Annotated in this window: 30 protein-coding genes and 3 pseudogenes; 13 read left to right on the forward strand and 20 right to left on the reverse strand. The window is 60.0% G+C overall.

The annotated features are described in order from the left end of the window. Positions 1–106 precede the first annotated feature (106 nt). Positions 107–245: pseudogene (locus AC07XB_RS31935) on the reverse strand (IS5/IS1182 family transposase); the annotation flags it as partial. Positions 246–383: 138 nt separating this feature from the next. Here AC07XB_RS31935 and AC07XB_RS31940 point away from each other — a divergent pair. From AC07XB_RS31940 to AC07XB_RS31950, 3 genes are read left to right on the forward strand one after another with little or no spacing between them, the layout of a single operon-like run. Further along, positions 384–746, forward strand: a complete 363-nt coding sequence (locus AC07XB_RS31940) for a LysR substrate-binding domain-containing protein (RefSeq protein WP_492831284.1) — start codon at positions 384–386, stop codon at positions 744–746. A 48-nt stretch (positions 747–794) separates the two neighbouring features. Further along, positions 795–1139: a type 2 periplasmic-binding domain-containing protein gene (locus AC07XB_RS31945; RefSeq protein ID WP_492831283.1), complete on the forward strand. Its 345-nt coding sequence runs from the start codon at positions 795–797 to the stop codon at positions 1137–1139. Then, positions 1136–1303, forward strand: coding sequence for a hypothetical protein (locus AC07XB_RS31950; protein ID WP_492831282.1), 168 nt, complete (start codon positions 1136–1138; stop codon positions 1301–1303). Before AC07XB_RS31945 ends, AC07XB_RS31950 begins: the two co-directional genes overlap by 4 nt. Positions 1304–1457: 154 nt before the next feature. Here AC07XB_RS31950 and AC07XB_RS31955 read toward each other — a convergent pair whose 3' ends face one another. From AC07XB_RS31955 to AC07XB_RS31980, 6 genes are all read right to left on the reverse strand, one after another. Further along, the gene (locus AC07XB_RS31955) at positions 1458–2027 is read right to left on the reverse strand and encodes an NADPH-dependent FMN reductase (RefSeq protein ID WP_492831281.1); all 570 of its coding nucleotides are present in this window, start codon (positions 2025–2027) and stop codon (positions 1458–1460) included. A 63-nt stretch (positions 2028–2090) separates the two neighbouring features. Beyond that, positions 2091–2489, reverse strand: coding sequence for a DOPA 4,5-dioxygenase family protein (locus AC07XB_RS31960; RefSeq protein WP_492831280.1), 399 nt, complete (start codon positions 2487–2489; stop codon positions 2091–2093). Further along, positions 2490–3980, reverse strand: a complete 1491-nt coding sequence (locus tag AC07XB_RS31965; RefSeq protein ID WP_492831279.1) for an aldehyde dehydrogenase family protein — start codon at positions 3978–3980, stop codon at positions 2490–2492. Positions 3981–4002: 22 nt separating this feature from the next. Beyond that, positions 4003–4875, reverse strand: a complete 873-nt coding sequence (locus AC07XB_RS31970) for an alpha/beta hydrolase (RefSeq protein ID WP_492831278.1) — start codon at positions 4873–4875, stop codon at positions 4003–4005. Positions 4876–4899: 24 nt separating this feature from the next. After that, positions 4900–5823 (reverse strand): VOC family protein, encoded by a 924-nt coding sequence (locus AC07XB_RS31975; protein WP_492831277.1) that lies wholly within the window; start codon positions 5821–5823, stop codon positions 4900–4902. 130 nt (positions 5824–5953) lie between these two features. Further along, positions 5954–6865, reverse strand: a complete 912-nt coding sequence (locus tag AC07XB_RS31980; protein WP_492831276.1) for a LysR family transcriptional regulator — start codon at positions 6863–6865, stop codon at positions 5954–5956. Positions 6866–6930: 65 nt separating this feature from the next. On the opposite strand from AC07XB_RS31980, the gene AC07XB_RS31985 reads away from it, so the two are divergent. The 6 genes from AC07XB_RS31985 (at position 6931) to AC07XB_RS32010 (ending at position 12214) form a co-directional block, all read left to right on the forward strand. Next, positions 6931–8064: an Ldh family oxidoreductase gene (locus AC07XB_RS31985; RefSeq protein WP_492831275.1), complete on the forward strand. Its 1134-nt coding sequence runs from the start codon at positions 6931–6933 to the stop codon at positions 8062–8064. Between the two features lie 16 nt (positions 8065–8080). After that, a complete protein-coding gene (locus tag AC07XB_RS31990) occupies positions 8081–9055 on the forward strand; it encodes a tripartite tricarboxylate transporter substrate binding protein (RefSeq protein ID WP_492831274.1) in 975 nt (324 codons plus the stop codon). A 32-nt stretch (positions 9056–9087) separates the two neighbouring features. Continuing rightward, the gene (locus AC07XB_RS31995; RefSeq protein WP_492831273.1) at positions 9088–10068 is read left to right on the forward strand and encodes a fumarylacetoacetate hydrolase family protein; all 981 of its coding nucleotides are present in this window, start codon (positions 9088–9090) and stop codon (positions 10066–10068) included. A gap of 45 nt (positions 10069–10113) precedes the next feature. Continuing rightward, on the forward strand, positions 10114–10671 hold the full coding sequence (locus AC07XB_RS32000; protein ID WP_492831272.1) for a VOC family protein: 558 nt from the start codon (positions 10114–10116) through the stop codon (positions 10669–10671). Further along, positions 10668–11006: an NIPSNAP family protein gene (locus AC07XB_RS32005; RefSeq protein ID WP_492831271.1), complete on the forward strand. Its 339-nt coding sequence runs from the start codon at positions 10668–10670 to the stop codon at positions 11004–11006. Before AC07XB_RS32000 ends, AC07XB_RS32005 begins: the two co-directional genes overlap by 4 nt. A 122-nt stretch (positions 11007–11128) precedes the next feature. Further along, positions 11129–12214, forward strand: a complete 1086-nt coding sequence (locus AC07XB_RS32010; RefSeq protein ID WP_492831270.1) for a porin — start codon at positions 11129–11131, stop codon at positions 12212–12214. Positions 12215–12449: 235 nt separating this feature from the next. Here AC07XB_RS32010 and AC07XB_RS32015 read toward each other — a convergent pair. Both AC07XB_RS32015 and AC07XB_RS32020 read right to left on the reverse strand, forming a co-directional pair. Beyond that, positions 12450–12670 (reverse strand): annotated as a pseudogene (locus AC07XB_RS32015) (IS5/IS1182 family transposase); the annotation flags it as partial. Between the two features lie 1037 nt (positions 12671–13707). Further along, positions 13708–14151: an aminotransferase class I/II-fold pyridoxal phosphate-dependent enzyme gene (locus tag AC07XB_RS32020; protein WP_492831269.1), complete on the reverse strand. Its 444-nt coding sequence runs from the start codon at positions 14149–14151 to the stop codon at positions 13708–13710. Between AC07XB_RS32020 and AC07XB_RS32025 the strand changes: the two genes are divergently transcribed. The 3 genes and pseudogenes from AC07XB_RS32025 to AC07XB_RS32035 form a co-directional block, all read left to right on the forward strand. Beyond that, positions 14150–14563, forward strand: a complete 414-nt coding sequence (locus AC07XB_RS32025) for a pyridoxamine 5'-phosphate oxidase family protein (protein ID WP_492831268.1) — start codon at positions 14150–14152, stop codon at positions 14561–14563. The genes AC07XB_RS32020 and AC07XB_RS32025 overlap by 2 nt on opposite strands. A gap of 340 nt (positions 14564–14903) precedes the next feature. After that, positions 14904–15236: a DUF6920 family protein gene (locus AC07XB_RS32030; RefSeq protein WP_494752816.1), complete on the forward strand. Its 333-nt coding sequence runs from the start codon at positions 14904–14906 to the stop codon at positions 15234–15236. Beyond that, positions 15235–15378 (forward strand): annotated as a pseudogene (locus AC07XB_RS32035) (transposase family protein); the annotation flags it as partial. The gene AC07XB_RS32030 and the pseudogene AC07XB_RS32035, both read left to right, overlap by 2 nt. Positions 15379–15408: 30 nt before the next feature. Here AC07XB_RS32035 and AC07XB_RS32040 read toward each other — a convergent pair. The 11 genes from AC07XB_RS32040 to AC07XB_RS32090 all read right to left on the reverse strand — a co-directional run bounded on the left by AC07XB_RS32040 (position 15409) and on the right by AC07XB_RS32090 (position 24553). Continuing rightward, on the reverse strand, positions 15409–17865 hold the full coding sequence (locus tag AC07XB_RS32040) for a heavy metal translocating P-type ATPase (RefSeq protein WP_492831266.1): 2457 nt from the start codon (positions 17863–17865) through the stop codon (positions 15409–15411). A 34-nt stretch (positions 17866–17899) separates the two neighbouring features. Continuing rightward, positions 17900–18319, reverse strand: a complete 420-nt coding sequence (locus AC07XB_RS32045; RefSeq protein WP_492831265.1) for a cupredoxin domain-containing protein — start codon at positions 18317–18319, stop codon at positions 17900–17902. 45 nt (positions 18320–18364) lie between these two features. Beyond that, positions 18365–18610, reverse strand: coding sequence for a hypothetical protein (locus AC07XB_RS32050; protein ID WP_492831264.1), 246 nt, complete (start codon positions 18608–18610; stop codon positions 18365–18367). Between the two features lie 37 nt (positions 18611–18647). Further along, positions 18648–19592 (reverse strand): copper resistance D family protein, encoded by a 945-nt coding sequence (locus AC07XB_RS32055; protein ID WP_492831263.1) that lies wholly within the window; start codon positions 19590–19592, stop codon positions 18648–18650. Next, positions 19592–19966, reverse strand: coding sequence for a copper resistance CopC family protein (locus tag AC07XB_RS32060; protein ID WP_492831262.1), 375 nt, complete (start codon positions 19964–19966; stop codon positions 19592–19594). Before AC07XB_RS32060 ends, AC07XB_RS32055 begins: the two co-directional genes overlap by 1 nt. 69 nt (positions 19967–20035) lie before the next feature. After that, positions 20036–20389 (reverse strand): copper-binding protein, encoded by a 354-nt coding sequence (locus AC07XB_RS32065; protein WP_492831261.1) that lies wholly within the window; start codon positions 20387–20389, stop codon positions 20036–20038. A gap of 66 nt (positions 20390–20455) precedes the next feature. Continuing rightward, a complete protein-coding gene (locus tag AC07XB_RS32070) occupies positions 20456–21748 on the reverse strand; it encodes a multicopper oxidase domain-containing protein (protein ID WP_492831260.1) in 1293 nt (430 codons plus the stop codon). 2 nt (positions 21749–21750) lie between these two features. Beyond that, complete coding sequence (locus AC07XB_RS32075; RefSeq protein ID WP_492831259.1) at positions 21751–23181, reverse strand: TolC family protein; 1431 nt, start codon at positions 23179–23181, stop codon at positions 21751–21753. A gap of 14 nt (positions 23182–23195) precedes the next feature. Beyond that, on the reverse strand, positions 23196–23474 hold the full coding sequence (locus AC07XB_RS32080; RefSeq protein ID WP_492831258.1) for a hypothetical protein: 279 nt from the start codon (positions 23472–23474) through the stop codon (positions 23196–23198). A 97-nt stretch (positions 23475–23571) separates the two neighbouring features. Beyond that, positions 23572–23958 carry a hypothetical protein gene (locus tag AC07XB_RS32085; RefSeq protein ID WP_493688100.1) on the reverse strand — a complete coding sequence of 129 codons (387 nt, stop codon included), beginning with the start codon at positions 23956–23958 and terminating at the stop codon, positions 23572–23574. Positions 23959–24208: 250 nt separating this feature from the next. Then, positions 24209–24553, reverse strand: coding sequence for a hypothetical protein (locus AC07XB_RS32090; protein WP_492831256.1), 345 nt, complete (start codon positions 24551–24553; stop codon positions 24209–24211). 758 nt (positions 24554–25311) lie between these two features. Here AC07XB_RS32090 and AC07XB_RS32095 point away from each other — a divergent pair. Then, positions 25312–25461: a hypothetical protein gene (locus AC07XB_RS32095; protein WP_492831255.1), complete on the forward strand. Its 150-nt coding sequence runs from the start codon at positions 25312–25314 to the stop codon at positions 25459–25461. Positions 25462–25600 lie beyond the last annotated feature (139 nt).

The following is a 25600-nucleotide window of genomic DNA, read 5'->3' on the forward strand; positions in this document are numbered from 1 at the left end:
TGCCAAGTAGTTCATATACTCCGCAAATCGGTCGCTTGTACTCATGCACTTCCACCTTGAATTAGAAGCACATATAACGCACTATTTTTTATGACACTGTAAGATTAGGGTAGTACGGCTCGTACCGCCGCAATCAGGCGCGACCACGGCACCACGCTTTCCATCTCCGTCAGGAAGCGCTCGCGGCGCGTCACCCGCTTCTTGCCGTGGCTTTCCGCCTCCGCAAAACTGATCTGTCGCTTCATCTTCGATTCATCTCTTGGGCATGCACATGACAACGCTTACAAGCCACTCAACGATGACTGCCGCGCTGATTAATTAGTCTTTCCCTAGAGGCATGCCAGCCCGCGCTGACCATCCTGGCCAAGGCGGAACAGCTGGCCATGTCCGCCAACTCGCGGGCGCGTGGCACCGTCGTCGTCGGCGTCCAGCCAGTGATCGCCCAGCAATGCCTAACCACGGTACTCCCCCGGTTCAACGCACTCTACCCGGACATCCAGCTCGACATGCGCTATCTCATCGACACCAACGTCGAGGTGTGTCGAGGCGTCGATGTGGTCCTCGTGCTGGACTGGCCTGACCACACTGGCAATCTCGTCCACTGTCAGATAGGCGCCGCAAACTTTGTGGTCTGCGCTGCTCCCGCGTATTGGGCCGCACGCGGAGTGCCGCAACATCCGCGTGAGCTGAAACAGCACCAGTGTCTGGCGGTCCGCGGCAACACCGGAACATTGATGGATGGATGAGACTTCCACAAGGGGGATGAACGGGTCTCGGCTCCCGTAGGAGGCTGGTTGCTCACGGACAACGCGCACCGGGACATGGTGATCAATGTCGCTGCGGCAGGCGCCGGCATCGTGCGCCTGCTGGACTGGCATCAGCGTCCAGGCAGGGAGCTATCCACCGGCGCACTAGTGCCCGCGTTGGCTGATTGGCAGCAGCCCGATGTGCCGCCGGTGAATCTGCTCTATCCACCCAGCGTCCGGCGCATTCCGCATGTGCGACTGTTCATCGACTTCGTCACGCAGCTGTTCAGCGACATCGGGCGGCAGCGCGATCGTCGTACGCCCGCGTCAGGGCCACCCGAGTGGCGCAAGGCCCATCGTGCGCGTGCCTCGTCCGCGGCGGGCAAGTTGTGACCTATCAAAGCCATCCACAGCACGTGGTATTCGGCGCCGGCGCGCTGGGCCAGTTCGGCGCCGAGATCGAGGCGCTGGGCGCCAGCCGCGTCCTGGTGCTGTCCACGCCCGGCCAGCGTCCGGCCGGCTCTCAGCCAATTTCGAAGTGTCGGACAGGCCCATGATTAGACGGCCCGGCAACGCAATACCACGCCTCTTTCATCGCACAATATGATCGACTCGGAAGAGTGAGGACAACCAAGTCTTCGTTTGCCCCCTGTTGACCGCCGTGGAAAGGAAAGCACCATCCTCACTTTCGTTCCGATGGCGCTGAATCGCTCAGCCCACTAGGTGCATGGCCTTAACGCCACGGATCCACTTCTCGAATGCCGTCATCTGCGCGCCGACGAACTTCCTTGTAGCCTCGTCGGTGCATTTCCCCGTGGAATCGAACTTGGCGGCAGCCATACCCATGAACACTTCGGGCTTTGCGAGAACCATGGAGTTCACGAACAGCAGCACGCGCCGCAGGTCATACTGAACGCGCGCGCCGCCCAACGGGCCGGGTGAGGCGCTCAGTATGGCAACTGGCTTGCCCGCGAGCGGCTGGTCGTCGCCTCGGCTTAGCCAGTCGAGCAGGTTCTTGAAGCCGCCAGGGATCGAGAAATTGTACTCCGGCGTGGCAATCACAACCCCGTCGGCGCGCCGGATGCGCTCGCGCAGAGCCTGGACGACGGGCGGGAAGCCTTTCGCCAGCACGTCGGTGTCGAAGATGGGAACTTCGCGCCAGTCCAGCGTATCCATTTGCACTGTTTCGGGCATCAGTTCGCCCGCTAGGTTCAGGGCCAGGCGGTTCAGCGAGCCAGCACGCAGGCTGCCGCAGAATCCGACGACATCAAGCTTGTTCATGGTTTTTCCTCTTTCGTGGGATGGTGGAAAGTGCGCTCAAACGCAGTCGCTGTTGGCGGTCACCTACCAGGGATTGCGTACTTCGTCGCCGGCTTGGAACGTTCGCAGACCTTCCAGCCTAAGCGGAAGGGGTTCTCCTAGCCAGAACGCAAAAAACTTATGTTCCAGCACCTCGTCGTTCAGCAGCGGATGGACAAGAACGCTCAGGCAGAGCCGGTTCAGCATCAGCCATGGAACGAACGCTTCGAACTGCTCCGGCGCAAAGGAGATCTGGTACATCGGCTTCGGGTGGGGGCCGAATGGATGGTCGAGTACTCCGCCCATAGAGACAGCGAACAGCCGGGGAACCAAGTCGTAGAGCGCATTCGCCGCCGGCCAGGACGACTCGTCGAAGTAGACGTGCGCGTGATAACCGCTGATGACGCGTGGATGGTAGATGGGAACAGAGGAATTCGGGTTCATTCAGGCGCCAATCACGACGGACTTCGTTTCCAGGTACTGCTCGACGGTTTCCTGTCCCATTTCCTTGCCAATGCCCGACTGCTTGATGCCGCCAAACGGGAGCTTGGGGTCCGGGAAAGGGCTGGCGTTCACGAACACGTTTCCTGCTTCCAGACCGCGCACAAGGTTCAAGATGCGCGTAATGTCCTTGCCCCACACATAGGAGGAGAGACCGTACTCGCTGTCGTTGGCGAGCGGGAGGACCTCATCCTCTCGCTCGAAAGGGATGACGGCGAGCACGGGACCGAAGATCTCTTCCCGCGCGGCTGGCGACGTCTGGTGCACGCCCACCAGTACAGTGGGCGGAACAAAATATCCGGGGCCCGCGCGTCCCGGCCCCTCGATGACGTGCGCGCATTCCGTCCTAGCGTTCTCGATGTAGCTCTGCACCTTCTCCTGCTGCTCGCGCGATACCAACGGGCCGAGCGTGACTTCCGGATCAAGCCCGTGGCCCAGCCGCTGGCTCTGGACGATGGAAGTGAGCTTGGCGACGACCTCTTCCAGGATGTCCTTGCAAACGTAGAGGCGGGAACCCGCGACACAAGTCTGTCCGCTGTTGGCGAAGACACCTTGGGCAATCTGTGGCAGTGCACGATCTAGATCGGCGTCGTCGAGCAGGATCACCGGCGACTTGCCGCCCATTTCCAGCGTAACCTTCTTGAGCGGATCCGCGGCGACCTTCTGTATCTCCTTGCCGACGCGGCTGGAGCCGGTAAACGAGATCTTCTTCACGCACGGGTGGCGCACCAGTTGGTCCCCCACTTCCGTTCCGAAACCGGTCACGATATTCAGAACGCCCGGTGGGAGTCCCGCCTCCAGGGCGAGTTCACCTAGCCGCAGTGAGGTCAGCGGGGCCACTTCGGAGGGCTTGAGAACGACGGTGCAACCGGCCGCAAGCGCAGGCGTGATCTTCCAGGTGGCAATCATCAGGGGCGTGTTCCACGGAATTATCGCCGCCACTACGCCGACCGGTTCACGCACCGTGAAGGCCAGCATCCGTTCCAGGCTGCCAGGAGGCGCGACATCGAAGCTCCTGCCCGCCACCTTGGTTGGCCAGCCGGCCATGTAGCGCATCGTGGCGACCACGTTCTCGACTGCGAAATGCCGCGCGGCCGCCAACGGCATACCGACGTCCAGCGACTCGAGCAGGGCAAGTTCGTCCGCGTGTGCTTCGACCACATCGGCGAATCGGTGGAGCATGGCTTCGCGCGCGGTCGGGTTCATCTCCCGCCATACCGGCCGTCTCAGCGCAGCGTCCGCGGCGCGAACCGCCCGCTCGACGTCTTCTGACGTTCCGCGCGCCACAGTCGTCAGGATCTGTTCGGTCCCGGGGTCTAGCACATCGATGCGGCCGTAGCCTGTGCTCTCGACCCATGCCCCGTCGACAAGTTGCGAGTGTGAGCGGGCGAGGAACTCGCCAACGGAGCGCGGAAGGGAAAAAGAATTGGACATTGAGTCTCCTGTGTGCGCTTTCTCAGTAAACTTTCGGCGGAAAATACTGGCACAGCCAGCCTTCCAAGTGCCGCTGAAGCCGCAGATTCTCATCGACGAATGGGAAGTGGTCCATGCCGGAGAGGACGAGCAACTCAGCTCCCTTTCCAGCTCGCCGGAAAAGCTCAAGCGCCTGTTCGTTTGGGGTCACGGAATCGGCCGCCCCATGTGCGATAAGCAGAGGCCGGGGCGAGATGAAAGCGACGACTTCTTCCGCCTTGAAGTCATGCATGCTCAGCGCGCTTTCCACGGGAAAGTCCATGATCGCGCCGGCCGGCAAGTTCTTGCGCTTCTCCTCTGGCACCGGAACGATGTCCCATCGGCTGATCGTCATCAACCGACCTTCCTGCCTCGCACGACGACCGGCGTCTAGCAATGCTGAGAACTGTCTCCAGGCCTCGGGAGATGCGTGCTGGCCACGGAATTTCCGCTCGCCGTTCCCCCAGCCCCCTATCGAAACCACGGCAGCGAAGCGTTCGTCCACTGCTCCTGCACAGAGCGCAATGGCGCCGCCAAAGCTCTGCCCGCTGACCAAGACCGCGCGCGGCAGGACTTCCTCGCGGGCAGCGAGCCACGTTAAGGCATTCCGCGTGTCAGCCACCTGATCGTGGCACAGGATGCGACCGCGAATACCTTCGCTGTCTCCGCATCCACGCATGTCCATGCGGAGTACCACGTAGCCTAGCCGGCGATAAAAATCCGCCTCAGCTACGTGTGTCACGCCATCCTTGTTGCCGCCAAATCCGTGCAGCACGATCACTGCCGGTCTGCGGGTGCCGGCGACATAATTTTCCGGAATATCAAGGACACCCGCTAGCTTCAGCCCGTCAGAAGGAATCTCTACTTTCGTACGCATGCAATATCTCCGCGTCACCATCATTCAGCGAAGGTGGATGGCCTCGAAATTGGTCGCGAAATCACGCGGTTCGGGAGCGCCCCAAATGCTGCGCGTGCCGACCTCCTTCCAGTCACTGGGTTCCCACGGGTGACCCCTGCCGATGTAGTCGATGTCGGCGAAGTACTCGTGCAGACTGTTCCACGGGTCTCGCACATACATGAAAGCGTTGGAACCGACGAAATGCCGGCCGGGTCCCCAGGATGGCACGTAGCCCTTGTCCATGAGGATCTGGCCGCCGGCAGCGACTTCGTCACTGCTGCCCACATCGAACCCGGCATGGTGCAGACCGTAGGTCGTCGACTTGCCGAACGCAATCACATGGTGGTCGCTGCCGTTCGCTGCGTGCAAGAAACTCAGGAAATCTGCCACCCGGTCCGACAGCTTCATGTCGAACATCCGGTTGTAGAAGTCCACCTTCCGGAATGGGTCAGAGGAAAAAGTGACAATATGGCCGAGCCGCCGGGGCTTCACCGGGCGCTCCTCGATCAACTCCGTCCTACCAGCTCGGGCGCGCCGGGCCTGCAAAGTATTGAAGGTTACGCGGGAATTGGTGTCCCAGGGGGCCTCTGCAGCCACGCGCAGGTTAGTGAGCATGCCGTCGAAGTCACGGAACCACAGACCTTCACCACGAACGTCGCGCGGCGGGTCGATGATCTTCACCGATGCCGACTCGAGCCGACGCATGGCTTCCCCGAGCCCCTCCTCGTCAGTGCCGAAGCTGACGTAGTTCAAGCGCTTGCGCGGGCCTTCGACCAGCACAACCTGGTCCTGGTCCCGCCCGAAGCAGCGGCAGACGAGGCGTCCGTCGCGCTCGACGGCGTCGAGCCCAAAGTCGCGATAAAAAGCTTGCGCAACAAGCAGGTCGGGCACGGTCAGTGCAAAGTGTTGGATGTTCTGAATGGCCATGTGGGCAAAGCGGCTTGTTGGGGTGAGCACAATGTACTGCCCGTCCCCCGCTCGGTCCAATCAACAGATTAGGCGTACCACGGCCTTCCATAAGAAAATTGCAAGCTAAGACGCATGCATGCATCGGCGTTCAGCCAGACTTCAGCTGCGCCCAGGCCCACAGTATTTCCAGAAATGCTCGCACGGTCGGGCCGCTGGTACGATCGGCATGCTGCGCCACCCCAAGCGGCCGCAGTGGAATATCGATCGGAACTGCGATCTCGACGAAATTTCCTGTGGAGAGGAAACTCTGTGCCGTTGCGTACGGCACGAGCATCAGTAGGTCGGTCCGGGCCAGGATGGCCAGCGCGAGCGCCTCGGTAGGAGTCTCCAGTGCCACGTTTTCGTAGGTCAGACCAATGGACGTCATCGCGCTCGCGATGTCGACCTGCAAGGGATCGGTCTTGGGCCGCACAATCCAGCGGGCGGCGCGAAGTGCGTCCAGCGACCCGCGGCCGCGACTGGCGAACGGATGCTTGGCGCGCGCAACCACGGCGAGCCGATTGGCTATGAGCGGCTTGAATTCGATGCCGGCGCTCTCGGGAACCAGCTGGACTCCACCGACGACGAGGTCCAGTTCTCCCTCTCCGAGCCGATCAAGCAACAGGGGCGTGGGCCCCACCGTCGTTTGAACCGAAGCCTTCGGTACCTTCTGCAGGAAGGTACCGATCGGCTCAGCCAGGAATTCGCTCGCGACGCCGAACGAGAGCCCCAGCCGCAACTGGCCCAGTTCCCCCGCACGAATTGCAGATGCCGTCTTTCCTGCTTCGTCCAGCAACTCGCGCAACACGCGACCCTTCGCACTTAACAACCGTCCCAGCTCCGTCGGTGTAGCGCCGTGCCTGCCGCGGTGCAGCAGGCGCGCTCCGACACGCTCCTCGAGCAACCGTATGTTCCTACTCAGGGCCGGTTGAGTCAGAGACAGATACTCCGCGGCAAGCGCGAAGGATCCTAGCTCCACTATCGTGTGCAGTTGCACCAGGTGCTTAGGGTCGAGATGCATGCAGTCATCCGCGTTGAGTTACCGAATTCTTATCGAAGCTGCGACCTCGCGCAAAACTTCGAAGCATGGCTGACGACGACCGGCACATAATCCGTGTCAACGGCAAGCCATCCTGCGCAACCGCCGGTTCGAAAGAGAGACAAGCCGTGCAGCAGCCACGTACCTCCGAGACTATTCTGCCAGAAGACTTGCTGGCATTCACCACGCGAGTCTTTCGCGCCCTCGGCGTTGAAGAGCAACAAGCGCGAACCTGGGCTGAAGTGCTAGTGTGGGCAGACCTTCGCGGAGTGTCATCCCATGGCGTGCTGCGTGTCCCCTCGTACGTGGAGCACATTCGAAAGGGTGACATCAACCCGCGCGCAAAGATGTCGGTGACAGCCGACGACGGAGCCTTGCAGGTTCTCGACGCAGGGTTCGGCCCCGGCCCGGTGGCGATGACTGCGGCGATGCAACTGGCAGTAGACCGGGCACGTCGGCTGCGAGTCGGCTGGTGCGCAGTGAGGGACCTCACCCACTGCGGCGCAATCGGTTACTTCGCACAGGCGGCTGCCAGCCAAGGGATGATCGCACTGACGATGAGCGCTTCCCAGCCGATGATGGCCTACCCCGGCTCACGCTCTGCGGCGGTATCGACGAACCCGCTGGCGATCGCAGTGCCCCGCAAAGATGCGGCCCCGCTCGTCCTGGACTTCGCCACGTCGAATGTCGCGATGGGAAAGATACTTCAGGCGCGGCAGCAAGGCTCAAGCGTTCCGCACGACTGGGGACTCGACGATGCGGGCCAGCCGACGACCGATCCATCCGCGATCACCACCCTCTCACCTATGGCAGGCGCGAAGGGCGCGGGGCTGTCACTGATGATCGAGTGCCTCACGAGCCTGTTCGTCCGTCGGCCGCTCGTCGCCCCAGCGTTGCAGGGCGCCTTCGACCCCGCTCGCCCGATGAATGCCCTGGCCATAGCCGTCGACCCGGCGGGATTTGGCGATCCACAGGAGTTCTGCCTGCAAGTGGACGTGCTTGCCTCCGCCATCACGGCGCTGCCACGAGCCGAAGGCGTCGACTGCATCCACGCTCCGGGAGAACGAGGCAACACACTGTTGGTCCGACGCCGCAGCACAGGAGTCCCCCTATCCGACCAGACACTGCGGGCGCTCACGCGCGTCGCAAATGAGCTCGGACTCCCCCCCCTTTCTTCATGAGCAGGAGACAAGTACCATGTTCCGCAACACGATCATCCGGGCCCTGCTTGCTGCCACTGTCTTCGCCGCCGCAGGGCCGGCATTGGCGAACGATTACCCGAGTCGCCCCGTCCGCATCATTCACGGCTTTCCGCCCGGGGGCGCGGCGGACGTGGTCGCGCGCATTGCCGCCCAGTCGATGACACAGGAGTTAAAGGCTCCGTTCGTCGTGGAGACAAAACCGGGCTTCGGCGGCAACATCGCTGCGAAGACTGTCGCCAGCGCGACCCCGGACGGCTACACGATTGGCCTCGTGACGGGAGGACATGCCGTATCGAACGCGGTATACAAGAAGCCGCCCTTCGATGCGGTCAAAGACTTCCAGATGGTGTCAATGGTGGTCAACTATCGCTTCGTGCTCGCGGTGCGTCCCGACCATTCAGCCAAAACGTTTCGTGACCTGATTGACATGGCGAAGACAAAGCCAGATTCGATAGCTTTTGGCTCTGCCGGGGTGGGTACGACGCAGCATCTGGCCATGGAATCTCTGCAGACTGCGGAGAATATTCGGCTACTGCATGTGCCCTACAAGGGAGAGGCAGATCTCGCAAACTCGCTGCTGGCCGGCGACATCCCCGTGGCTCTCTTGTCGGCCGCTGCATTCAAGACGTATGGCGACGCCAGCCGCCTCCGTGCCTTGGCCGTGACGTCGAGCGACCGATGGGCTGCATTCCCCGGAGTACCTACGATCGCCGAAAGCGGCGTTCCCGGATTTGACGTGCGCACCTGGCTCGGCTTCTTGGCACCAAAAGGAACTCCAGAGCCGGTAGTGACGCGCCTGAACAAGGCGATACGGACACTCCTGGCTAACCCGGAATTGAAAGCAAAGATCGAAGCGGCGGTTGCGGGCGAGGCGCGCCCTTCGACGCCCGAAGAGATGAACGCCCAGGTCGGTCGCGATGTGATGCGATGGAATGGCGTCGTGCGTACTGCCAACTACGTGCGCGAGTGACATTCAGAAATTCCCAACAGTGAGGATTGGAGATGAAACTGGCAAGCTTGAAGATTGGGGGACGCGACGGCACCCTCGTCGTGGTCAATCGCGAACTTACCCGTGCCGTGCAGGTGTCCGCCATCGCCGCGACGATGCAGCAGGCGATCGAGGATTGGGATCGTTGCGAACCACTCCTGCAGCAAGTATCAGCGCGGCTGCAGCAGAATGATTGTCTGGATGCCTTCAACCTCGATATAGGCGCGCTGGCCAGCCCTTTCCCGCGAGCGTTCCAGTTTCTCGATGGGTCCGTCTATCTCCACCACATGGAGAAGGCCCGCAAAGCCCGGGGCGCAGCAATGCCCCCAAACTACAAGTCCGATCCGTTGATGTATCAGGGCCTCTCGGATCGCTTCGATGGTCCTCGCGATCCTATGGTCTGCCCGGCGGAAGATCTCGGACTTGACTACGAGGCAGAGGTCGCCGTGGTGACCGACGACGTGCCGATGGGTACCACCGCCACCGAGGCCGTTCCCCACATCAAGCTGATCATGCTTCTGAACGACTATACCTTGCGTTCACTGACCCGGACGGAACTACCCAAGGGTTTCGGATTCCTTCAAGCCAAACCGACCAGTTCGTTCTCTCCCGTGGCAGTGACCCCGGACGAACTGGGCAAGGCGTGGGATGGTAAGAAACTCTCGCTGCCGATCATATCCTGCTTGAATGGCGGCCGGATGGGCAATGCGAATACCGGCAAGGACATGTTCTTTACATATCCAGAACTAATCGCACACGCCGCTCGCACACGCAGCTTGAGCGCGGGCACGATCGTGGGGGCCGGCGCAGTCTCAAACCAAGACCAGGAGACGGGTTATGCGTGTGTAGCAGAGGCCCGCTTCGACGAGGAGCTCGAGTCCGGCTCGCCGAAGACGCCGTTCCTGCGCCACGGCGACACGATCCACATCGAGATACTGGATTCCGCGGGTCAATCAGTGTTCGGCGCGATCGAGCAGCAGATACAGCAGCGGTAACGCGCCAGCTGCCCCAACCAGTTCAATCACCAGCGGGAGAGAGTCATGCTTTGCAAGAAGTTGCATCATGCAGCATTCCGGTGCAAGGACGCGGTCGAGACGACACGTTTTTATACGGAGGTGCTAGGCCTCAAGTTCGCGCACGCAATGGGGGAAGACCATGTGCCGTCAACGGGCCAGTTCAGCCCCCACGTCCACATCTTTTTTGAGATGGAAGATGGCAGCAACATCGCCTTCTTCGAGTGTCCGCGCGACCCGGGCAATATGAAGGACCTGGATTCGCCCGACTGGATCCAGCACTTCGCCTTCGAGGTCGAGAACACGGAGGTACTCTCGCGATCGAAGGCGGAGCTGGAAGCCAAGGGCCTGACAGTCGTTGGGCCGACTAACCACGATGACTTCATTCTCTCGATCTACTTCTTCGATCCATCGGGGCACCGACTCGAGTTGACCGCCCGCACGTGTCCGCCGCAACGGCTCAAGGAGTTCGAGCACGAGGCGCCAAGGGTACTCGACCTGTGGTCCCAGAGCCATGACTGGTCGCAGCGAGAAAAGGTGTTCGGTGCAAAGTCCGGCTATGCGCGTATCGAAGGAACAACGTGAAATTCTGCTCGAAATTCGAACATCTACAGTTGCCCCCGGAATCTGCGCGAATTCATCCGTTTGTACGGCGAACATGGTGTAGACGTGCACGTCGAATGCCTGGGCGCTGGTTGGGCCGCCACTACACGGAAATCAGGCCGCTCAATCAGGTGGTCCATCTCTGCAGATTTGAGAGCTTCGCGGACCGGATGCGCCCCACGGACCGCCCTGCTGCTGACGGGAGGTGGAAGGAATGGCTGGCCCGGCCGGCAGGCCTGATGGTGGCAGCAGGCAAGATTCTGCTCCATGCTGCCTTCACGCCAGCTGCGCCGTCGCCTTATCCCACCCGACACTGACTGGGTGAGGCTCCCCGATACCTGACTTTCCAGGTCATGTGTCAATTCGACCAAAGGGAAGGAAGAGGACATATTCAAGTTTCCAACTATTGAGACGCACAACTATTATTAGGAGGAGTCGAATGAAAGGAAAGTTAGTCGCTTTGACGGCGGGGGCGCTCGCAGCAGCCTCGGCTGCTGCACAAACCAACATCACACTTTATGGTGTGGTTGATGCAGGGATTGAGTACGCCAACCGTCAGACCGCTAGAGGAGATGTCGTGCGATTGAGTTCCGGTAACGTTGCGGGTTCGCGGTGGGGTCTGCGTGGGACGGAAGATCTTGGATCGGGGCTGAAAGCGGTCTTCCTCCTCGACAGTGGATTCGACACCGATACAGGCCGATCCGCACAAGGGGGCAGGTTGTTTGGGCGCTCCGCGTATGTTGGTCTGGATGGCGCGTTGGGGCGAGTGCTCTTCGGTCGTCAGCAGAACCTAATCTTCGACTTCAGCGCCAACTTTGAACCGATGCTGCTGGCACCGAAGTACTCAGTTATCACCCACGATGTTGCTTTCGTTGGGCGAGCGGATAACACCGCAAAGTACATCGGTACGTTCGGTGGACTCACTGCCTCCGCGATGTACAGCTTTGGCTATGACAGTAGCGTTGCCAATGGCAGTGAAGTTCCAGGCAACAGCAAGCTCGGCAGCGAGTACGGTGTACGGTTGAATTATTCCAGCAGTTCATTTGCGCTCGGTGCGGTGTATGATGAGGTCAATATAGGCACCTTGACCGTTAATCCGGATGCAAAAACCCGCCGCGCAGTGGCTGCAGGTACGTATAGGTGGCATTCTCTGCAGGCGTTCCTAGGATATCGCTGGGCTCGAGCATACGATGGCGCAGTACTAGCGGGTGCGCCCCAAGGTGCCGCGAATCAGGGCTCCAACCTCTGGTGGACTGGCCTTATCTGGCAGCTGAAGCGGCCGATTTCCATCGGGATCGCCGCGTACTATCAGGACTTCAAGAACACCTCCGCCGATCCATGGCTGTTTGTTGCCATGGCCAAGTACACTTTATCTAAACGCACCGATGCCTACATTACTGCGGGCTATACAAAAAATAAGGGCTCCTCGAATCTTGGGCTGAGTTCCGCAGGCTCTGGCTTCGGCAATACGCCGCCCGGGAGCAATCAGCTGGGCGCCGTCATAGGTATTCGCCACGCGTTCTAGCGCATTGGCCTCCCCCCCTCACTCAAGAGAGGGCCTTTGGAGCATTGCCCCTTGCCTATTCGAACAGTCTCCAAGGGGTACGAGCATTCGTGTGCGGGGCGCGATCTACCGGCATATCTATGAAGGCCTCCCCCGCATACTTCTTCATCCGAAGGCAGCGCGATTCAGTGTCGACGCTTATGGACCTTGTTGCATAAATCGAGTTGAAGACAGAGGTGCCGCTCTGATCTTGAATTCACGCGATACGGACGGAATGAGGGCGGGCGAGCGTCGTCATGCAATTGAGCACGCCCACGCGGATCGCTACCTCGATCGCCCGGGAGCCGACCTTGCGCGCCCACAGGCAATTGCGAGCGTCTTGAGGCAGTAAATCAAGGCCTCAATGAGTGAGCGCCAGTGATAAGCCGCTGGACTTCTTCCATTCGCGCCTGCTACTTTCGCAATGGCGTCAATGGCCCCCGCAGACGCATCGATTCAATGCCCATCGACACCACTGCCCGTGGAGCGGTTTAGCTCAAAGACTTTTTTTGCGCAGTGAAGACGGGGCGTGCACCGCGCGCCCTTGCCGACCATTGCGCCGTCTCCGCTGCGCAAAAAATCCTCTGCCTTATCACAATAGCTTCACCGAAACGCCACAGGAGCTTCCCGATCTCAGACATCTTGTTGGGCCGTGACAACCTGTCGCCTAGGGCGCGCTTTTATCGTCCCTTTACGAAAGGAATTGTCGGCACTGCCGTCCGCTTTGTGCAAGGAGGACGGCGTAAGGGCTTGGATCCGATGGGGTGGTGAGGTTGGATGCATACCGATCGCGGACACAATCTCCCGCGCCCCGATCGATGCGGATCGGCCTCATCGGCCCTCGCGGAAACGCGGTTGGGCCGGCATGATGCACACGCGTAAGATTGAGGCACTCGATTACTAGCCATGCGAGAAGCCGCCCGGGAGACCGACCGCGGTAGCTACCAATCGCTCCCGTGCCAGCGCCTCAAACTCGAGCGCTTCGATGATATTGCGCTCGAAAGATATCGTCACGGGCCTGGGTCGGTTCGTCTCGTTCACTGGTGCGCGCGGGCCCGACGCGAAACGATGGCTACCGTCCGGAAGTCCTAGCGCCAGCAGGACGCTGCCCTGTGAGAATGTTCTATACCGGGGGCGGCCGGTTCGCTCGTCCCGCATAGTGTGCTTCGAGAACTCGACCTGCCATTCATGCTGGAACGCGTACCGGTTCGCGCCTAACTAGGCGTTCAGCGCGCGCTATTCGATCGTCAACCGAGGCGGACCGCATTAGGTGGAGCCTATCTGGGCTGAACTGAATGGGATATGTGCAGTGCGCTCCAATACCGATCTTACTTTCATTGGCACGGAGAAGCACATGCCGTCCGACGAGCTGTTCAATCCCGCGGCCGGCGCCGCTAGCACTTCCCGGCCTTCGCCAGGTGTGTGGAGACACGGTGCGGTCCAGGCAGCGCTGCTTGTCGGGTGGGAGGGGGGCGTCAGGCGAGTGATTGCGGCTGGCTGGTCAACGCACTGGCGAGGGCAGCCACGAAAGCATCGACGGCGTTCTTATCTAGCGCAGCGGTCGTCACGCGAAACCCCGGCGCGCTCTCCAGCGTAAAATCCGTGCCGGTGCGGATACGCCAGCCGCTGCTGAGCAGGCTCTGCGCGACAGAAGCCTCGTCCGAGCAAGGCACCCAGATATTGAAGCCGGCGGTGCCGCCTGTCTCGATACCGATGTCGCGCAGCGCCTTCTGCATGTAGGTATAGCGGTGCCGATAGACGCGCCCGGCGTCCCGAACTAGCGACAGAATGGCCGGCTGCTGAAGCATGCCGCCTACGAGCCGCTGTAGCAGCGAACTGACCCAGCCCATCGCATACGCCTGCGCGCGTGCGATCCGCGCCACGGTCAACGCATCACCCACGGCGATCGCCACCCGCATGTCCGGCCCCAAGAACTTCGACACTGAACGCGTTACGAGCCAGTGCTTGGCGTTTGCCGCGACGATGTTGCGAAACGAGGGGCTCACCCTCTACTTCCTCTGTGGTTTGGGCAGCCAAAAGGCGGCAAATCTGGCACGAGATGATCGTGTCTCGCTGACGATCGATCACGACACGCCGGATATGATGGCGATTACCGGTCTGTCCATGGCGGCGCACGCGCAACTGGCAACCGATCGGGGTGAGGCGAAGAAAATCTTGCATATGCTCCCCTTGAAGTATCCCGAGCAGATTCCGTTGCCAATGCCAATGCCGACTCCGGAGGATGTCCGCATATTCCGGGTAACTCCGACAGTCATTTCCGTGCTCGACTACTCCAAGGGCTTTGGCCATACGGATCTCGTCACCTGCTGAGCCGCCAAGGAGGCATCCAGGACGCGGCCGTAGACCAGTAGGCGGAAGTCCGTCTTGCCGGCCTCGCTTGTGAGATCGGGGCGATCCCATCGAAGCCCGCCACAACGTTCAGCTTGAGGAACCACCGCCCCGATCTGGTGGTCCGCTTCGGCCTCGGGCCGAGGATGTCCTTGTCCATGCAACGACCAGTGCAAGCCGTGATGGTCTAGTCTGGCGTGCCGTCAATAGTGGGGCACAAATGCTGCGGATCACCGGTCTGATCATCGCACTTGCGGTGCTGGCGACGGTAGCACGTGGCCTTACGGCATTTGGAAATGCGCGCTGGGCTGAAGCTACTCGGATGCTACTGAATCGTCTGGAAGCAGCCCGCCTGCCGCCGAGCCCATCGTACTACGATGCACGTGAACTCGAAGGCATTCCCTCGCCGGTACAGCGCGGCTTCCGTGCGGTGTTGGAGGATGTCCAACGCATCATCAGTGCTGCGATGGTGGGGCACATCGGCACCTTCAACCTGGGCCAAAAAGGCGAAAATTGGAAGCCATTCACGTCGCAACAACGGGGAGTGACCCGAAGACCGGGCTTCGTTTGGGACGCACAGATTGGGATTGCGCCGGGGTTGACGGTACGCGTCCACGATGCCTATGTCGGCGGCAATGGCGTCCTCCGCGCGTGAACGCAGCTTCGGCTGGGCAAATCGAGTCCGCCGACTCGCACGCGCCTACGAGCATTTTCCCGAAACCCTGGCCGGTTTGCATTTCGTTGTTTTCGCTATGCTCATGCTCGTACATGCCGCACCCATTCTTCAAAGTGCATAACACGCTCTAGCCCGCACCGGCACGCATACATTAAATCTTCGCCTTCCGCAGTCGCAATGCATTCGAGACTACCGAGGCAGAACTGAGGCTCATCGTCAGCGCAGCTATCATGGGGGATAGCAACCAACCGGTAGAAGCGTACAAGACCCCTGCCGCCAGCGGTACACCCAAGGCGTTGTAGACAAAGGCAAATCCGAGGTTCTGCTTCATGTTCCAGATTGTTGCCTCTGACAACTCCCGCGCGCGGGCAATGCCACGCAGGTCCCCTTTGACAAGGGTCACCTGAGCGCTGTTCATTGCGACATCGGTACCCGTGCCCATGGCAATGCCCACATCGGCCTTCGCGAGCGCCGGCGCGTCGTTGATGCCGTCGCCGGCCATCGCAACAACTCTACCTTCCGCCTGGAACTTCGAGACCAGCGCCAGCTTGTCGGCCGGCTTCACCTCGCCGTGGAACTCACCAATACCCAGCTTTGCAGCCACGGATTTTGCCGTCACCACGCCGTCCCCGGTGGCCATCACAATCCGGATGCCCACCTCTCTCAGCCTGGCGAGCGCCTCCGGCGTAGTGGGTTTCACGGGGTCTGACACGGCGAGAATCCCAGCTAACTTTCCGTCGACGGCAAGATACATGACGCTGGCGCCCTGAGCGCGTAGGGGGTCACCATCGCCGGCAAGGGAATCGGTACCGACTCCCTCGGCTTGCATCAGCGCCGTGTTGCCGAGTGCTAGCTTCCTGCCCGCAACAATCCCTCGCACCCCGATGCCCGTGCCAGATTCGAAGTTCTCTGCTTTCTCGAGTGCCAGATTGCGCTGGCGAGCCGCCTCAACAATGGTGGCGGCAAGAGGATGCTCGCTGCCCTGGTCTAGGCTTGCGGCTAACCGCAGAACTTCCTCTTCCGTGACACCATTCGTGCCGATCGCCCGCTCGAACGTGGGACGGCCCTCAGTCAGGGTGCCGGTTTTGTCGACAATCAGCGTGTCCACCCTTCGTAGATTTTCAATGGCAGCCGCATCACGGAACAGAATACCGTTCGACGCACCCTTGCCACTTGCCACCATGATGGACATCGGCGTGGCGAGTCCAAGCGCACACGGGCATGCGATGATGAGCACAGCGACAGCATTGATGAGGCCATACAGCCAACTCGGCTCCGGGCCGAAGAAGCCCCACGCGAAAAAAGTCAGGAGCGCAACTGCTACTACCCCGACAACGAACACTCCCGCGACCTTATCCGCCATCCTCTGCATCGGCGCCTTGGAGCGTTGCGCCTGTGCGACCATCTGAATGATTTGCGACAACACGGTCTGAGAGCCAACTTTTTCCGATTTGATGACCAAGCTACCGGACGTGTTCATCGTCGCGCCGATGACATGGTCACCCACTCGCTTGGTAACAGGAATCGGCTCCCCGGTAATCATTGACTCATCCAGCGAGCTCGCGCCTTCAATCACAACGCCGTCCACCGGCACTTTCTCGCCTGGCCGTACGCGAAGCGTGTCCCCAACATGGACGTGTGTCTGCGGCACGTCTTCCTCGGTGCCATCCACATTGATGCGTCGCGCCGTCTTTGGTGCCAGGCCGAGCAGCGACTTGATAGCAGCCGACGTTTGCGACCGTGCCTTCAGCTCCAACAACTGGCCAACCAGCGTAAGGGAGATGATGACGGCAGCGGCCTCGAAATACACACCGATTCGACCGTGGGCAGCAAAAGTCTCGGGAAAGAGTCCAGGAGCGACCGTCGCAATCACGCTGTAGAGATACGCGGCGCCGGTGCCAAGCCCAATCAGCGTCCACATGTTCGGGCTGCGATTGACGAATGACCGCATGCAGCGCTGGAAGAACGGTAGGCCCGCCCAGAGGACCACGGGGGTAGCAAGAACCAGCTCCACCCAACTCTGGGTGGACACTTCCATCAGGTGAAGCTGATGCCCGAACATCGCCAGAATGAACACGACGACCGTCAGCGGGAGCGTCCACCAGAAGCGATGACTGAAATCGACGAGTTCTGGATTTTCCTCCTCGTCTAGACCTGGGATTATCGGCTCCAGTGTCATGCCGCACCTTGGACAGCTTCCCGGGTGATCTTGACGAACCTCCGGGTGCATCGGACAAGTATAGATAGTACCCTCTGCGGTGGCGGAAACCGAGTCGGCCAATGCGGGAGCGACATACTTCAGAGGTTCCCCCTCGAACTTCTTCTGGCACGATTCACTGCAGAAGAAGTAGCGAACCCCTTCGTGTTCGCTATGGAACTGCGAATCCGCCGTGACCGACATGCCGCAGACCGGGTCTTTCAGTTGTGTCGTCGGGCCGGGGGAGGCGTGTCCATGGCTGTGCGTATGCCCCACGTGGTCTTCAGGCGCGGAAGCACTGGAATTCCCGTGTGTCTGATGAGAACAATGGTCGTGCTCCTCACCCAGAGACTGCACACCGCCCGCATGATGACCGTGGGAGGCCCTATCCTTACCGAGTTCGTCACTCATCTGAACTGCTCCAGGTTATTCGTCGCTTAGTGCGTCAACATATTCTCTGTTCGCTGTCGCCAGCCTCGCATGCTCTGGTCAGCTTCCCGGCCGACGCGTCGGATTTCTTGAGCTCCCCTTCGGACATGCACTCAGTGGAAGCAATAGAGATGCTCTTCTCTTCGCTACCCTGGGCGGCTTGAGCGTGAGCTGCAACGCCAACTAAGCCAAGCATCGCAGCCATGTAGATGGTCATACCAATCTTCTGAATCACCTTCATCCTTGCTCTCATTCCGGCGTCATAGTGGCCAGGCAGCAGACAAGCGGATGGCACCGTACCGGACTTGGTGAACTGCCAGATGAGAACACCGGATTTGCCATCGTCAAGCGTAATAGCGTTAACCTCTGCATGCTCAATTCTTTGCATCTGCATCTCATAGCGCTCCTTCAACTCGCCTTCAGTCCCGAGCACCATCTCGTGTTTCTCTTTCCCTGCGTTCTTGACGTTGAAGCGAATGGTCTATCCTCTCTTCACCGTAATCACCGCGGGGGTGAAGCGCATGTCGTCGATCATGTCCACATTGACAATCCGACTCACTTTCTTCGGGTCGCCCGCCTTACCGAAAGCTGTCACTCCACCACCACCGTGCCCATGGCTGTGCCACCATACAGGCTGGTCGCCAGCTGCCAACACCACACCTGACAGCGCTGTGACAGCGACAAAGGCAGTCAGTTGGAGCTTTTTCGATAGTTCATTGAACTTCACTTCGAGTGATGCCCGATTGCAAAAATGCCGGACAACCTTAGGTCGTACCTGGCAGCGGGCTCGCTACCAGCACTGCAGCGGCGACCAAGACGCCTCCAAGCACACAAGACTCCACATGCAGGACGGTGGCGAAGCGTTTAATGTAACGAGCAGAAGACACTGATGGCCGGCTATGCAACGAAGCCAACAAGCGAGGCATCTCAAAGAACCGATTGTGCCCACCGAGGGCCACAGCAACCAGCACGAGACCAAGCTTCAACGTCAGCAACTGACCGTACAATGAGTCGAGCAAATTGCCCGGTAAACCCACGGCCCGCCACCCGTTATAGGCCCCAGTAACGACGAGCGCGACGAGCGCGTACGTGGCCGTATCGGATAGCGATTGAATGAAAGACGCATCGTTCTGGTGGTCACTCTGCGGAGCCTTGGCTATCTTCGGCGCCACCATGAACGCGGCGACCCACACGATGCCAACCCAGGTGCTAACGGCCAGAAGATGAATCCAATCGGCCCAAACGGGCAGGCTGAAAACTCCGGCGTCCACGGGATGGCCGGAATGGCTCCGGCTCAGTGCAAAACCAGCAAGCCCCAGCCACAGAGCCAGTTGACAGCCAAAGGCTCTTCCGGTCCAAGGGAAGAACGAAACGAGGGTGACAAAAAGCATGAAGGCAGCCCCAATACCCCAAGCGCGACCGAATTCCGTTTCCGAGAGCATTGAGCGCACCGCCGGCCAGGCGTCAGCCAGCGAAGACTCGCTCATCAGCGCGCAATGTATCCAGAAGGCGAGTACGCCCGACAGCAGCGCAACGATGGCACTGCCCCTGAATGCCCGCACCAACCGTCGGCTGACATCGGCTTGCCACGGCGACGGGGAGCGAGCCAGCCAGCGCTCGCTCAACAAGGTACCGACGAGCAAGGCAAAACTGAGGTTCTGCAGTGCCGTCAATGCAAGCCGCAAGATGCCAAGGAAACCGTCATTCATCACTTCACCATGAATTTATAGTCGCCCTTGACCTTGTGCCCGTCGTGCGTCATGACGGTCCAGTGCACGGCATAGGAACCCGACGACAGTTTCGGGACAGCAACCGTCAGCACACGCGGATTCGACGAGTCCACTTCGGCTTTCTCCTTGCTAACGACTGTGCCGCTGGCGTCGGCAACGCTCACATTGCTGAATGCCGGCTCCAGGTCTTCATTGAACGTCAGTCGAATTGGCCCCGCCAGCGCGTCAACCGTGCTACCCGCAGCCGGGTCTGCGCCTTCGAGTTTGCCGTGTGCGAATGCGATGGCGGGCGACAGTCCGATGGCGGCGGCGGTCGCGAGGCCCATCAGCGTTTTCTGGGTCAGTGCTTTCATGTGTATTTTTCCTCTATGGTCTGGGGCAAGCTAAGGCGGCCGGGAGCCGGCCGCACTTCGCAGAACTGGTTACTGCACCTGAAGCTTGGTAACGGTCAGTGCACCATTCAAATCCTCGGCAATGAAGTCAATCTTGTCGCCAACCTTTACCTGCGCAATCATCGCCGGCACTTTGACCCTGAAGACCATCGTCATCCCTTCCATCCCGAGGTTTTCCAGCGGACCATGCTTGATGGTGAGCTTCCCGGCAGAGGTATCGACCTTCTTGACTTCACCGTGCGACATGCTCGAGGCGGTTGAGCTTGCCTTGTGAGCGGGGCTTCCGCTCATGTCCATGTTGCCCATGTCGCCTGCGACCGCGAATGCGGAGGCCGAGCACGCGATTGCCAAGCCAACAACAATCGATGCAAATCCCTTCTTCATGACTCTTACTCCAATAGTTGAACGATAGACGTGAACCGGACATGCTCCGGCCCGTTGAAATCAGCGTTACGGCAGTTCGCCGGTGTACTCGTAGGCAACTGTCCCCTTGGGATGCTTGTACCAACCCGGGTCCTTGTAGTCATTCCGTCCCAGCCCTTCGCGCACCTTGACGACAGTAAACATGCCGCCCATCTCAACCGGACCGAAGGGACCCTGCCCGGTCATCATTGGCAAGGTGTTGTCTGGCAATGGCATCTCCATTCCCCCCATGTCAGACATACCGGCTTCTCCCATCGCCATGTAATCGGGCACAAGCTTGTTCATCTTTTTGGTAAGGTCCTTCTGCTTGACCCCAATCATGGTGGGGACCTGGTGCCCCATGGCGTTCATGGTGTGATGCGACTTGTGGCAATGGAAAGCCCAGTCACCGGGATTGTTGGCCACGAACTCAATCGCGCGCATCTGCCCGACAGCAACGTCGGCCGTCACCTCAGGCCAGCGAGCGGCCTTGGGGACCCAGCCGCCATCCGTGCCGGTCACTTCGAAGTCGACCCCATGCAGGTGAATCGGATGATTCGTCATGGTGAGGTTGCCGATACGGATACGCACACGGTCGCCGAGGCGCACGGGCAACGAGTCGATACCGGGGAACACGCGGCTGTTCCACGTCCACATATTGAATTCGGTCATGGTAGCGACGCGCGGCGTGTACGAGCCCGGGTCGATATCGTAGGCCGACATCAGGAACACGAAGTCGCGGTCGACTCGCATGAACAGCTGGTCTTTCGGATGCACGACGATGAAACCCATCATGCCCATCGCCATCTGTACCATTTCGTCAGAATGGGGGTGATACATGAATGTGCCAGACTTGCCCATGACAAATTCATAAACAAAGGTCTTGCCCGGTTTGATATGCGGCTGCGACAGTCCACCCACCCCATCCATACCGGAAGGCAGGATGACGCCATGCCAGTGAACCGTGGTGTGCTCAGGCAACTTGTTCGTCACAAAAATGCGAACCTTGTCCCCTTCCACGCATTCGATGGTCGGACCCGGGCTCTGCCCGTTGTAGCCCCAGAGATGGGCTGTCATCCCTGGTGCAAATTCACGCTCGACCGGTTCGGCAATGAGGTGAAACTCCTTCCAGCCATTGCGCATGCGCCAGGGTAACGTCCAGCCGTTGAGCGTTACCACGGGGTTATAGGGTCGGCCCGATGAAGGAAGGCGTGGAGGCTGCGTGGCGGCACCGGATTGCAGAGGTGCTTCCGGCAGCGATGCGGCACCGGCTTTGGACACCACGGCGGCGCCGAGCATGGCGGCACCGGAGCCTTGTAGGAATTGTCGACGGGAAACCATGGTTACTGTCCTTGTCCGTTCGGCACGGTCATCTGTTTGTTCTGTGGCGTGGCTGCCGGCTCGCCTTGCACGGGGAGCGCGCCCCCAAGCGAGAGTTGAAGGTCCGTCTCGGCCACCCAATAATCGCGAAGGCTGCCGATGTAGGTATTGACCCCGTCCACCTGCGTGCGCGTTTCGACCAGAAGCTCAAATACGCTGGCCAGCATGCCGTTGTATCGGAGCATCATTTCATCAACGATGGCCTTGCGTACCGGCACGACTTCATCGCGGTAGTGCTTGGCGATGTCGTAACTGGTCTGGTAGCTCGCATAGGACTCGCGAACTTCCGAGCGCGCATTGATTGCCGTTTGCGCGAGTTGGTTTACAGCGAGCATATATACCGCTTCGGCACGCACCACACGGGCGCTTCCCCAGTCAAACAGCGGAATCTGCACGCTGATTTCGTAACCTATCTCAGGCGGTGTATTCGATAGACTGTTGCGCAGGTATCCCACGTCCAGGACGTTGATAAAGCGTGTGGCCTTGGTTAGTCCGAGCGACGAAGCGACGCTCTGCGTCTGCAGCTTGCCGGCCTGAATATCGAGGCGGCTCTGCATGGCGTAGCCTTCAAGCTCGCCGAGTTCTGGCCGTTCCTTTGGCAGGTCCGGCAAACGGTCTGGCAGCGTGAAATTCGCTCCGGTGCCCCACAATCCAATGGCACGAATGAGCTTTTCCCGGTCGGAGATGGCCTGACGCCTGGCCCGCGCAAGCGCCCCGGCGGTATCGGCGTAGAACGCCTGCTCGCGCGCCAGGTCGAGCTTGCTGAAGTTGCCGGCAGCCGCCAGGCGTTTGGCAAATTCTGCCCCCGCTTCGGCGCTCTCATTTACTTGCCCGGCGTACAGCGCAAACTGCTGTGCCGCGACGGCGTTGACGTACGCTTTGCGCGCTTCGGCTGCGACCTTCACCGTCTCATTGGCCACCAATAGCTTCGTCTGCTCATATCGCTTGCCTTCAATCTGGGAGATGAAGGGCAGAGTCAAGACGTTAAAGAAGGCGAGAGTAAAGGTCCGCTCAATCGACAGGTCGTTCCCTGCGTGCTTGCGGCTGAAAGTAAAACCTGGATTTGGCAAGCGGCTGGCTTGCACGTAATCAGCCTCGGAGATGCCAAGTTCGGCATAGGTGGCCTGCAATCCTCGGTTGTTGAGCAGCGCCAGCTGTACTGCGCCATCCATCGTCAAAGGCTGCGCAAGCAATTCCTGCGAGCGTTTGTAAACGCTGTCCTGGTCCTCTTCCGACCTGACCCAAGCGACGTCTTTGCCGAGCCTCTCCTTTGCAACCGAGGACACGGAATCGAAACCGCCGTCTTTTGAGAACCGGGCACAACCGCCCAGGAACACAGAAGCGGCCAGCGCCAATGCGCCGAGCCTCAAGGCTTGTATTGTTCTAGTTGACATTGCAAGTCCTTGCATCACATCTTGTGGTCCGAGTGGTCGGCCGGCCCCGCCGGCATGGAGCGGACCGGCTCAGGCCCAGTGGGCGCCGGCGAGACAGCGGCATTGGTGTCTTTCCAAGGCATCACCTTCGGCTCCCTGTAGGGAACGTATTCATCGAAGGTGCGAGGCACCGTGAGCGTGGTGGTGGGCGCGTTGGGGTCAAACGGGTCCGGTCGCGGCGACGACGCCTGCGCATAGACGGACGCCCAGACGGCCGCCAGGCTGGCGCCAGCCAGCATGCGTGTCAGAGACATGTCAAACCTTGTGAGTGCGGAGTTTTGAGTGCCGCGTTAGCCACAAATTTGGGCAACGCACGATGGGAGCGCCCAAAAAATGGACGCACCTAGGGCATCAGACGACCGAGGCAGGCGGACGCTGGAGCGCGTCCGGGATGTGACTGACAAAGGCGTCCATCAGGCTCGAAGGAACCTGTGCTGGCGCATTATCAAGGTGAACAAAAAGAGGGAATGCATAGGGGACGACCGAGCAAAGCGAACAAGCGGCGCAGCCTGGGCACGCATGACCTGCATGCTTTCCAGATTTGCCCTGCTGCTTAATATCCGCATCGCTCATGTGCGCGATGCAGTGGTCGTCGTCTTCATCGGACGAGACTGTGATGACGCCTTCATGGACCGCAGACTGCACCCGCACTGCGCTCGCGTAAGCCTGCGTCGCGCCTTTTACCATCATCGTGGCCGCAGTCACCCCTTGCAGCGGAAGCGCTGCAATCAGGAGCAAGAGAAGGAAACGTGTGACGAGTCGAAGCATCGGGGCGATAGCAGCCTTGTGGCCGCAGACTCGTAGTTTAGCGGATGCGCGCTGCCGCTCCAATAGGAGTCGCCTGCAAGACACAACTTGCCCGTTAACGGAAAAAGCATTGACCCTGCCATAGTGGGAAGGTCTATGGGGGAGCAGCCCTCGACCGGTCATCGAAGGTCGCCCCCTGGGCAGGTCAATTAGCCAACATTACCCAGAGCAGACCGAGCTACTACGGCTTCATCATGCCGCCGCCCATCCCCTGTCCGTCCATCATGCCGCCACTCATCCCCTGTCGGTCCATCATCGTCTGCAGCATTTCCTGCATCATCTCCATATGCTGGCCCATCAGGTCATGACACATGCGCATGTGCTCTGCCATGTCTGCCTGGTTCATCGGCATGTTGCCGTGCATGGCGCCACGACCCTGCATCGTCGGCATCGTGCTGTGCATTATTGCCATACTCTCCTGCATCACCTTAGCCTGCTCCGCCATCAGTGCCTGACGCTCTTCCGGCGTCTTGGCTCTCGACAGCCGTTCGTGCAGCGCACGCATATGTGCAATCTGCGCGTCCATGTCGGGATTCCTCTGTGCGGCTTCCTTCGGTGCTGAACTCTTCCGTGCCGCACCCTTCGGCGGTGCAGTCGTGGCAGCCTGCCCATGGCTATGGTCATGCAAAGCATCAGCTGGCTGCGGGCTTGCCGAAAACGCTAGCGGAGTCCAGATGAACGCTGAAGCCGCGACAAGAATAGGGGCAAATAGATTTTTTGACATGGTGCCGTTCTCACATGTGGGTATCTAAGATGCGATGGCGCGTGCCTTTTAATCTACTCGCATATGCCCATCAAAGCTTGACTAACATCAAACCTGTTCTGGTGGCAGCACAGACTGCCAAGAGTTTCTGACGAAACAGTCCTTCGGATGCCAGTGAGACCCGAACGACATCCGTGATGTCGGTGCCAGATAGCGTTGCAACAGCGTATCACGTGCGCAAAGCACCACACGGCCTCATCCCTACGCCAACACCTAGAGCGCGCGGGCATACAACGTTAGAAGTCGCCTGGAACTCTCACGCCGCTGACTACCATGTTCGTTTCGCAGATGGAGGCCGGCAGAGGTTGAGACAGCTCCAGAACGCAGAACGCACCGTGGCTTCGTTGATGGGCGGCCCCTGGCTCAAGACCGTCCAGAGGCAGTCGTGGATGGTTAGTTGCGGCCCGGCGTGGCCGCCGCACGGCTGGAGATTAGCGATTGGCAATCGTTCTCAGCCCCGGTTACAAATGCTGGATAGAGCTTGTTGCTCGCAATACTCATAACAGTTCGACGGCTACCGCATGCTGGCAACCGCCTTTCTTCCTGAAAACCCGTTCCTGGGAAAGCTGCCCGCCGGCGTTATCTTGGGCATCGAGATCCGCGTGCGGCGCGAGATCGGGCGCTTGGACTCCGATCAGCTATATGGATGCGGCAGGCGGCGCGGGCTGTAAGCGAACGATACGCTAACGGCTTACGGCGTTCTCGATTCCTTGGCGTACCGGGGCCAGGTCCTACGCAGCCGCCCCATCGCGGCCCGCAGGGCGCGATTGCATAATCTCAGATTGAACCGGCAATGCCAGCGGACCGCAC

It is taken from the genome of Cupriavidus sp. GW821-FHT02F09 (genome assembly GCF_059421605.1).

Excerpts from the sequence above, each read along its gene's own strand:
- AC07XB_RS31965 (WP_492831279.1), bottom strand. The coding sequence starts at position 3,980 with ATGTCCAATTCTTTTTCCCTTCCGCGCTCCGTTGGCGAGTTCCTCGCC.
- AC07XB_RS31995 (WP_492831273.1), top strand. The coding sequence starts at position 9,088 with ATGAAACTGGCAAGCTTGAAGATTGGGGGACGCGACGGCACCCTCGTC.
- AC07XB_RS32045 (WP_492831265.1), bottom strand. The coding sequence starts at position 18,319 with ATGGTGCTCGGGACTGAAGGCGAGTTGAAGGAGCGCTATGAGATGCAG.
- AC07XB_RS32055 (WP_492831263.1), bottom strand. The coding sequence starts at position 19,592 with ATGAATGACGGTTTCCTTGGCATCTTGCGGCTTGCATTGACGGCACTG.
- AC07XB_RS32065 (WP_492831261.1), bottom strand. The coding sequence starts at position 20,389 with ATGAAGAAGGGATTTGCATCGATTGTTGTTGGCTTGGCAATCGCGTGC.
- AC07XB_RS32025 (WP_492831268.1), top strand. The coding sequence starts at position 14,150 with ATGTCCGGCCCCAAGAACTTCGACACTGAACGCGTTACGAGCCAGTGC.
- AC07XB_RS31970 (WP_492831278.1), bottom strand. The coding sequence starts at position 4,875 with ATGCGTACGAAAGTAGAGATTCCTTCTGACGGGCTGAAGCTAGCGGGT.
- AC07XB_RS32060 (WP_492831262.1), bottom strand. The coding sequence starts at position 19,966 with ATGAAAGCACTGACCCAGAAAACGCTGATGGGCCTCGCGACCGCCGCC.
- AC07XB_RS31960 (WP_492831280.1), bottom strand. The coding sequence starts at position 2,489 with ATGAACCCGAATTCCTCTGTTCCCATCTACCATCCACGCGTCATCAGC.
- AC07XB_RS32000 (WP_492831272.1), top strand. The coding sequence starts at position 10,114 with ATGCTTTGCAAGAAGTTGCATCATGCAGCATTCCGGTGCAAGGACGCG.
- AC07XB_RS32070 (WP_492831260.1), bottom strand. The coding sequence starts at position 21,748 with ATGGTTTCCCGTCGACAATTCCTACAAGGCTCCGGTGCCGCCATGCTC.
- AC07XB_RS32075 (WP_492831259.1), bottom strand. The coding sequence starts at position 23,181 with ATGTCAACTAGAACAATACAAGCCTTGAGGCTCGGCGCATTGGCGCTG.
- AC07XB_RS32010 (WP_492831270.1), top strand. The coding sequence starts at position 11,129 with ATGAAAGGAAAGTTAGTCGCTTTGACGGCGGGGGCGCTCGCAGCAGCC.
- AC07XB_RS31940 (WP_492831284.1), top strand. The coding sequence starts at position 384 with ATGTCCGCCAACTCGCGGGCGCGTGGCACCGTCGTCGTCGGCGTCCAG.
- AC07XB_RS32080 (WP_492831258.1), bottom strand. The coding sequence starts at position 23,474 with ATGTCTCTGACACGCATGCTGGCTGGCGCCAGCCTGGCGGCCGTCTGG.
- AC07XB_RS32090 (WP_492831256.1), bottom strand. The coding sequence starts at position 24,553 with ATGGACGCGCAGATTGCACATATGCGTGCGCTGCACGAACGGCTGTCG.
- AC07XB_RS32020 (WP_492831269.1), bottom strand. The coding sequence starts at position 14,151 with ATGCGGGTGGCGATCGCCGTGGGTGATGCGTTGACCGTGGCGCGGATC.
- AC07XB_RS31955 (WP_492831281.1), bottom strand. The coding sequence starts at position 2,027 with ATGAACAAGCTTGATGTCGTCGGATTCTGCGGCAGCCTGCGTGCTGGC.
- AC07XB_RS32030 (WP_494752816.1), top strand. The coding sequence starts at position 14,904 with ATGCTACTGAATCGTCTGGAAGCAGCCCGCCTGCCGCCGAGCCCATCG.
- AC07XB_RS31985 (WP_492831275.1), top strand. The coding sequence starts at position 6,931 with ATGGCTGACGACGACCGGCACATAATCCGTGTCAACGGCAAGCCATCC.
- AC07XB_RS31990 (WP_492831274.1), top strand. The coding sequence starts at position 8,081 with ATGTTCCGCAACACGATCATCCGGGCCCTGCTTGCTGCCACTGTCTTC.
- AC07XB_RS31975 (WP_492831277.1), bottom strand. The coding sequence starts at position 5,823 with ATGGCCATTCAGAACATCCAACACTTTGCACTGACCGTGCCCGACCTG.
- AC07XB_RS31980 (WP_492831276.1), bottom strand. The coding sequence starts at position 6,865 with ATGCATCTCGACCCTAAGCACCTGGTGCAACTGCACACGATAGTGGAG.
- AC07XB_RS32095 (WP_492831255.1), top strand. The coding sequence starts at position 25,312 with ATGCTGGCAACCGCCTTTCTTCCTGAAAACCCGTTCCTGGGAAAGCTG.
- AC07XB_RS32040 (WP_492831266.1), bottom strand. The coding sequence starts at position 17,865 with ATGAGTGACGAACTCGGTAAGGATAGGGCCTCCCACGGTCATCATGCG.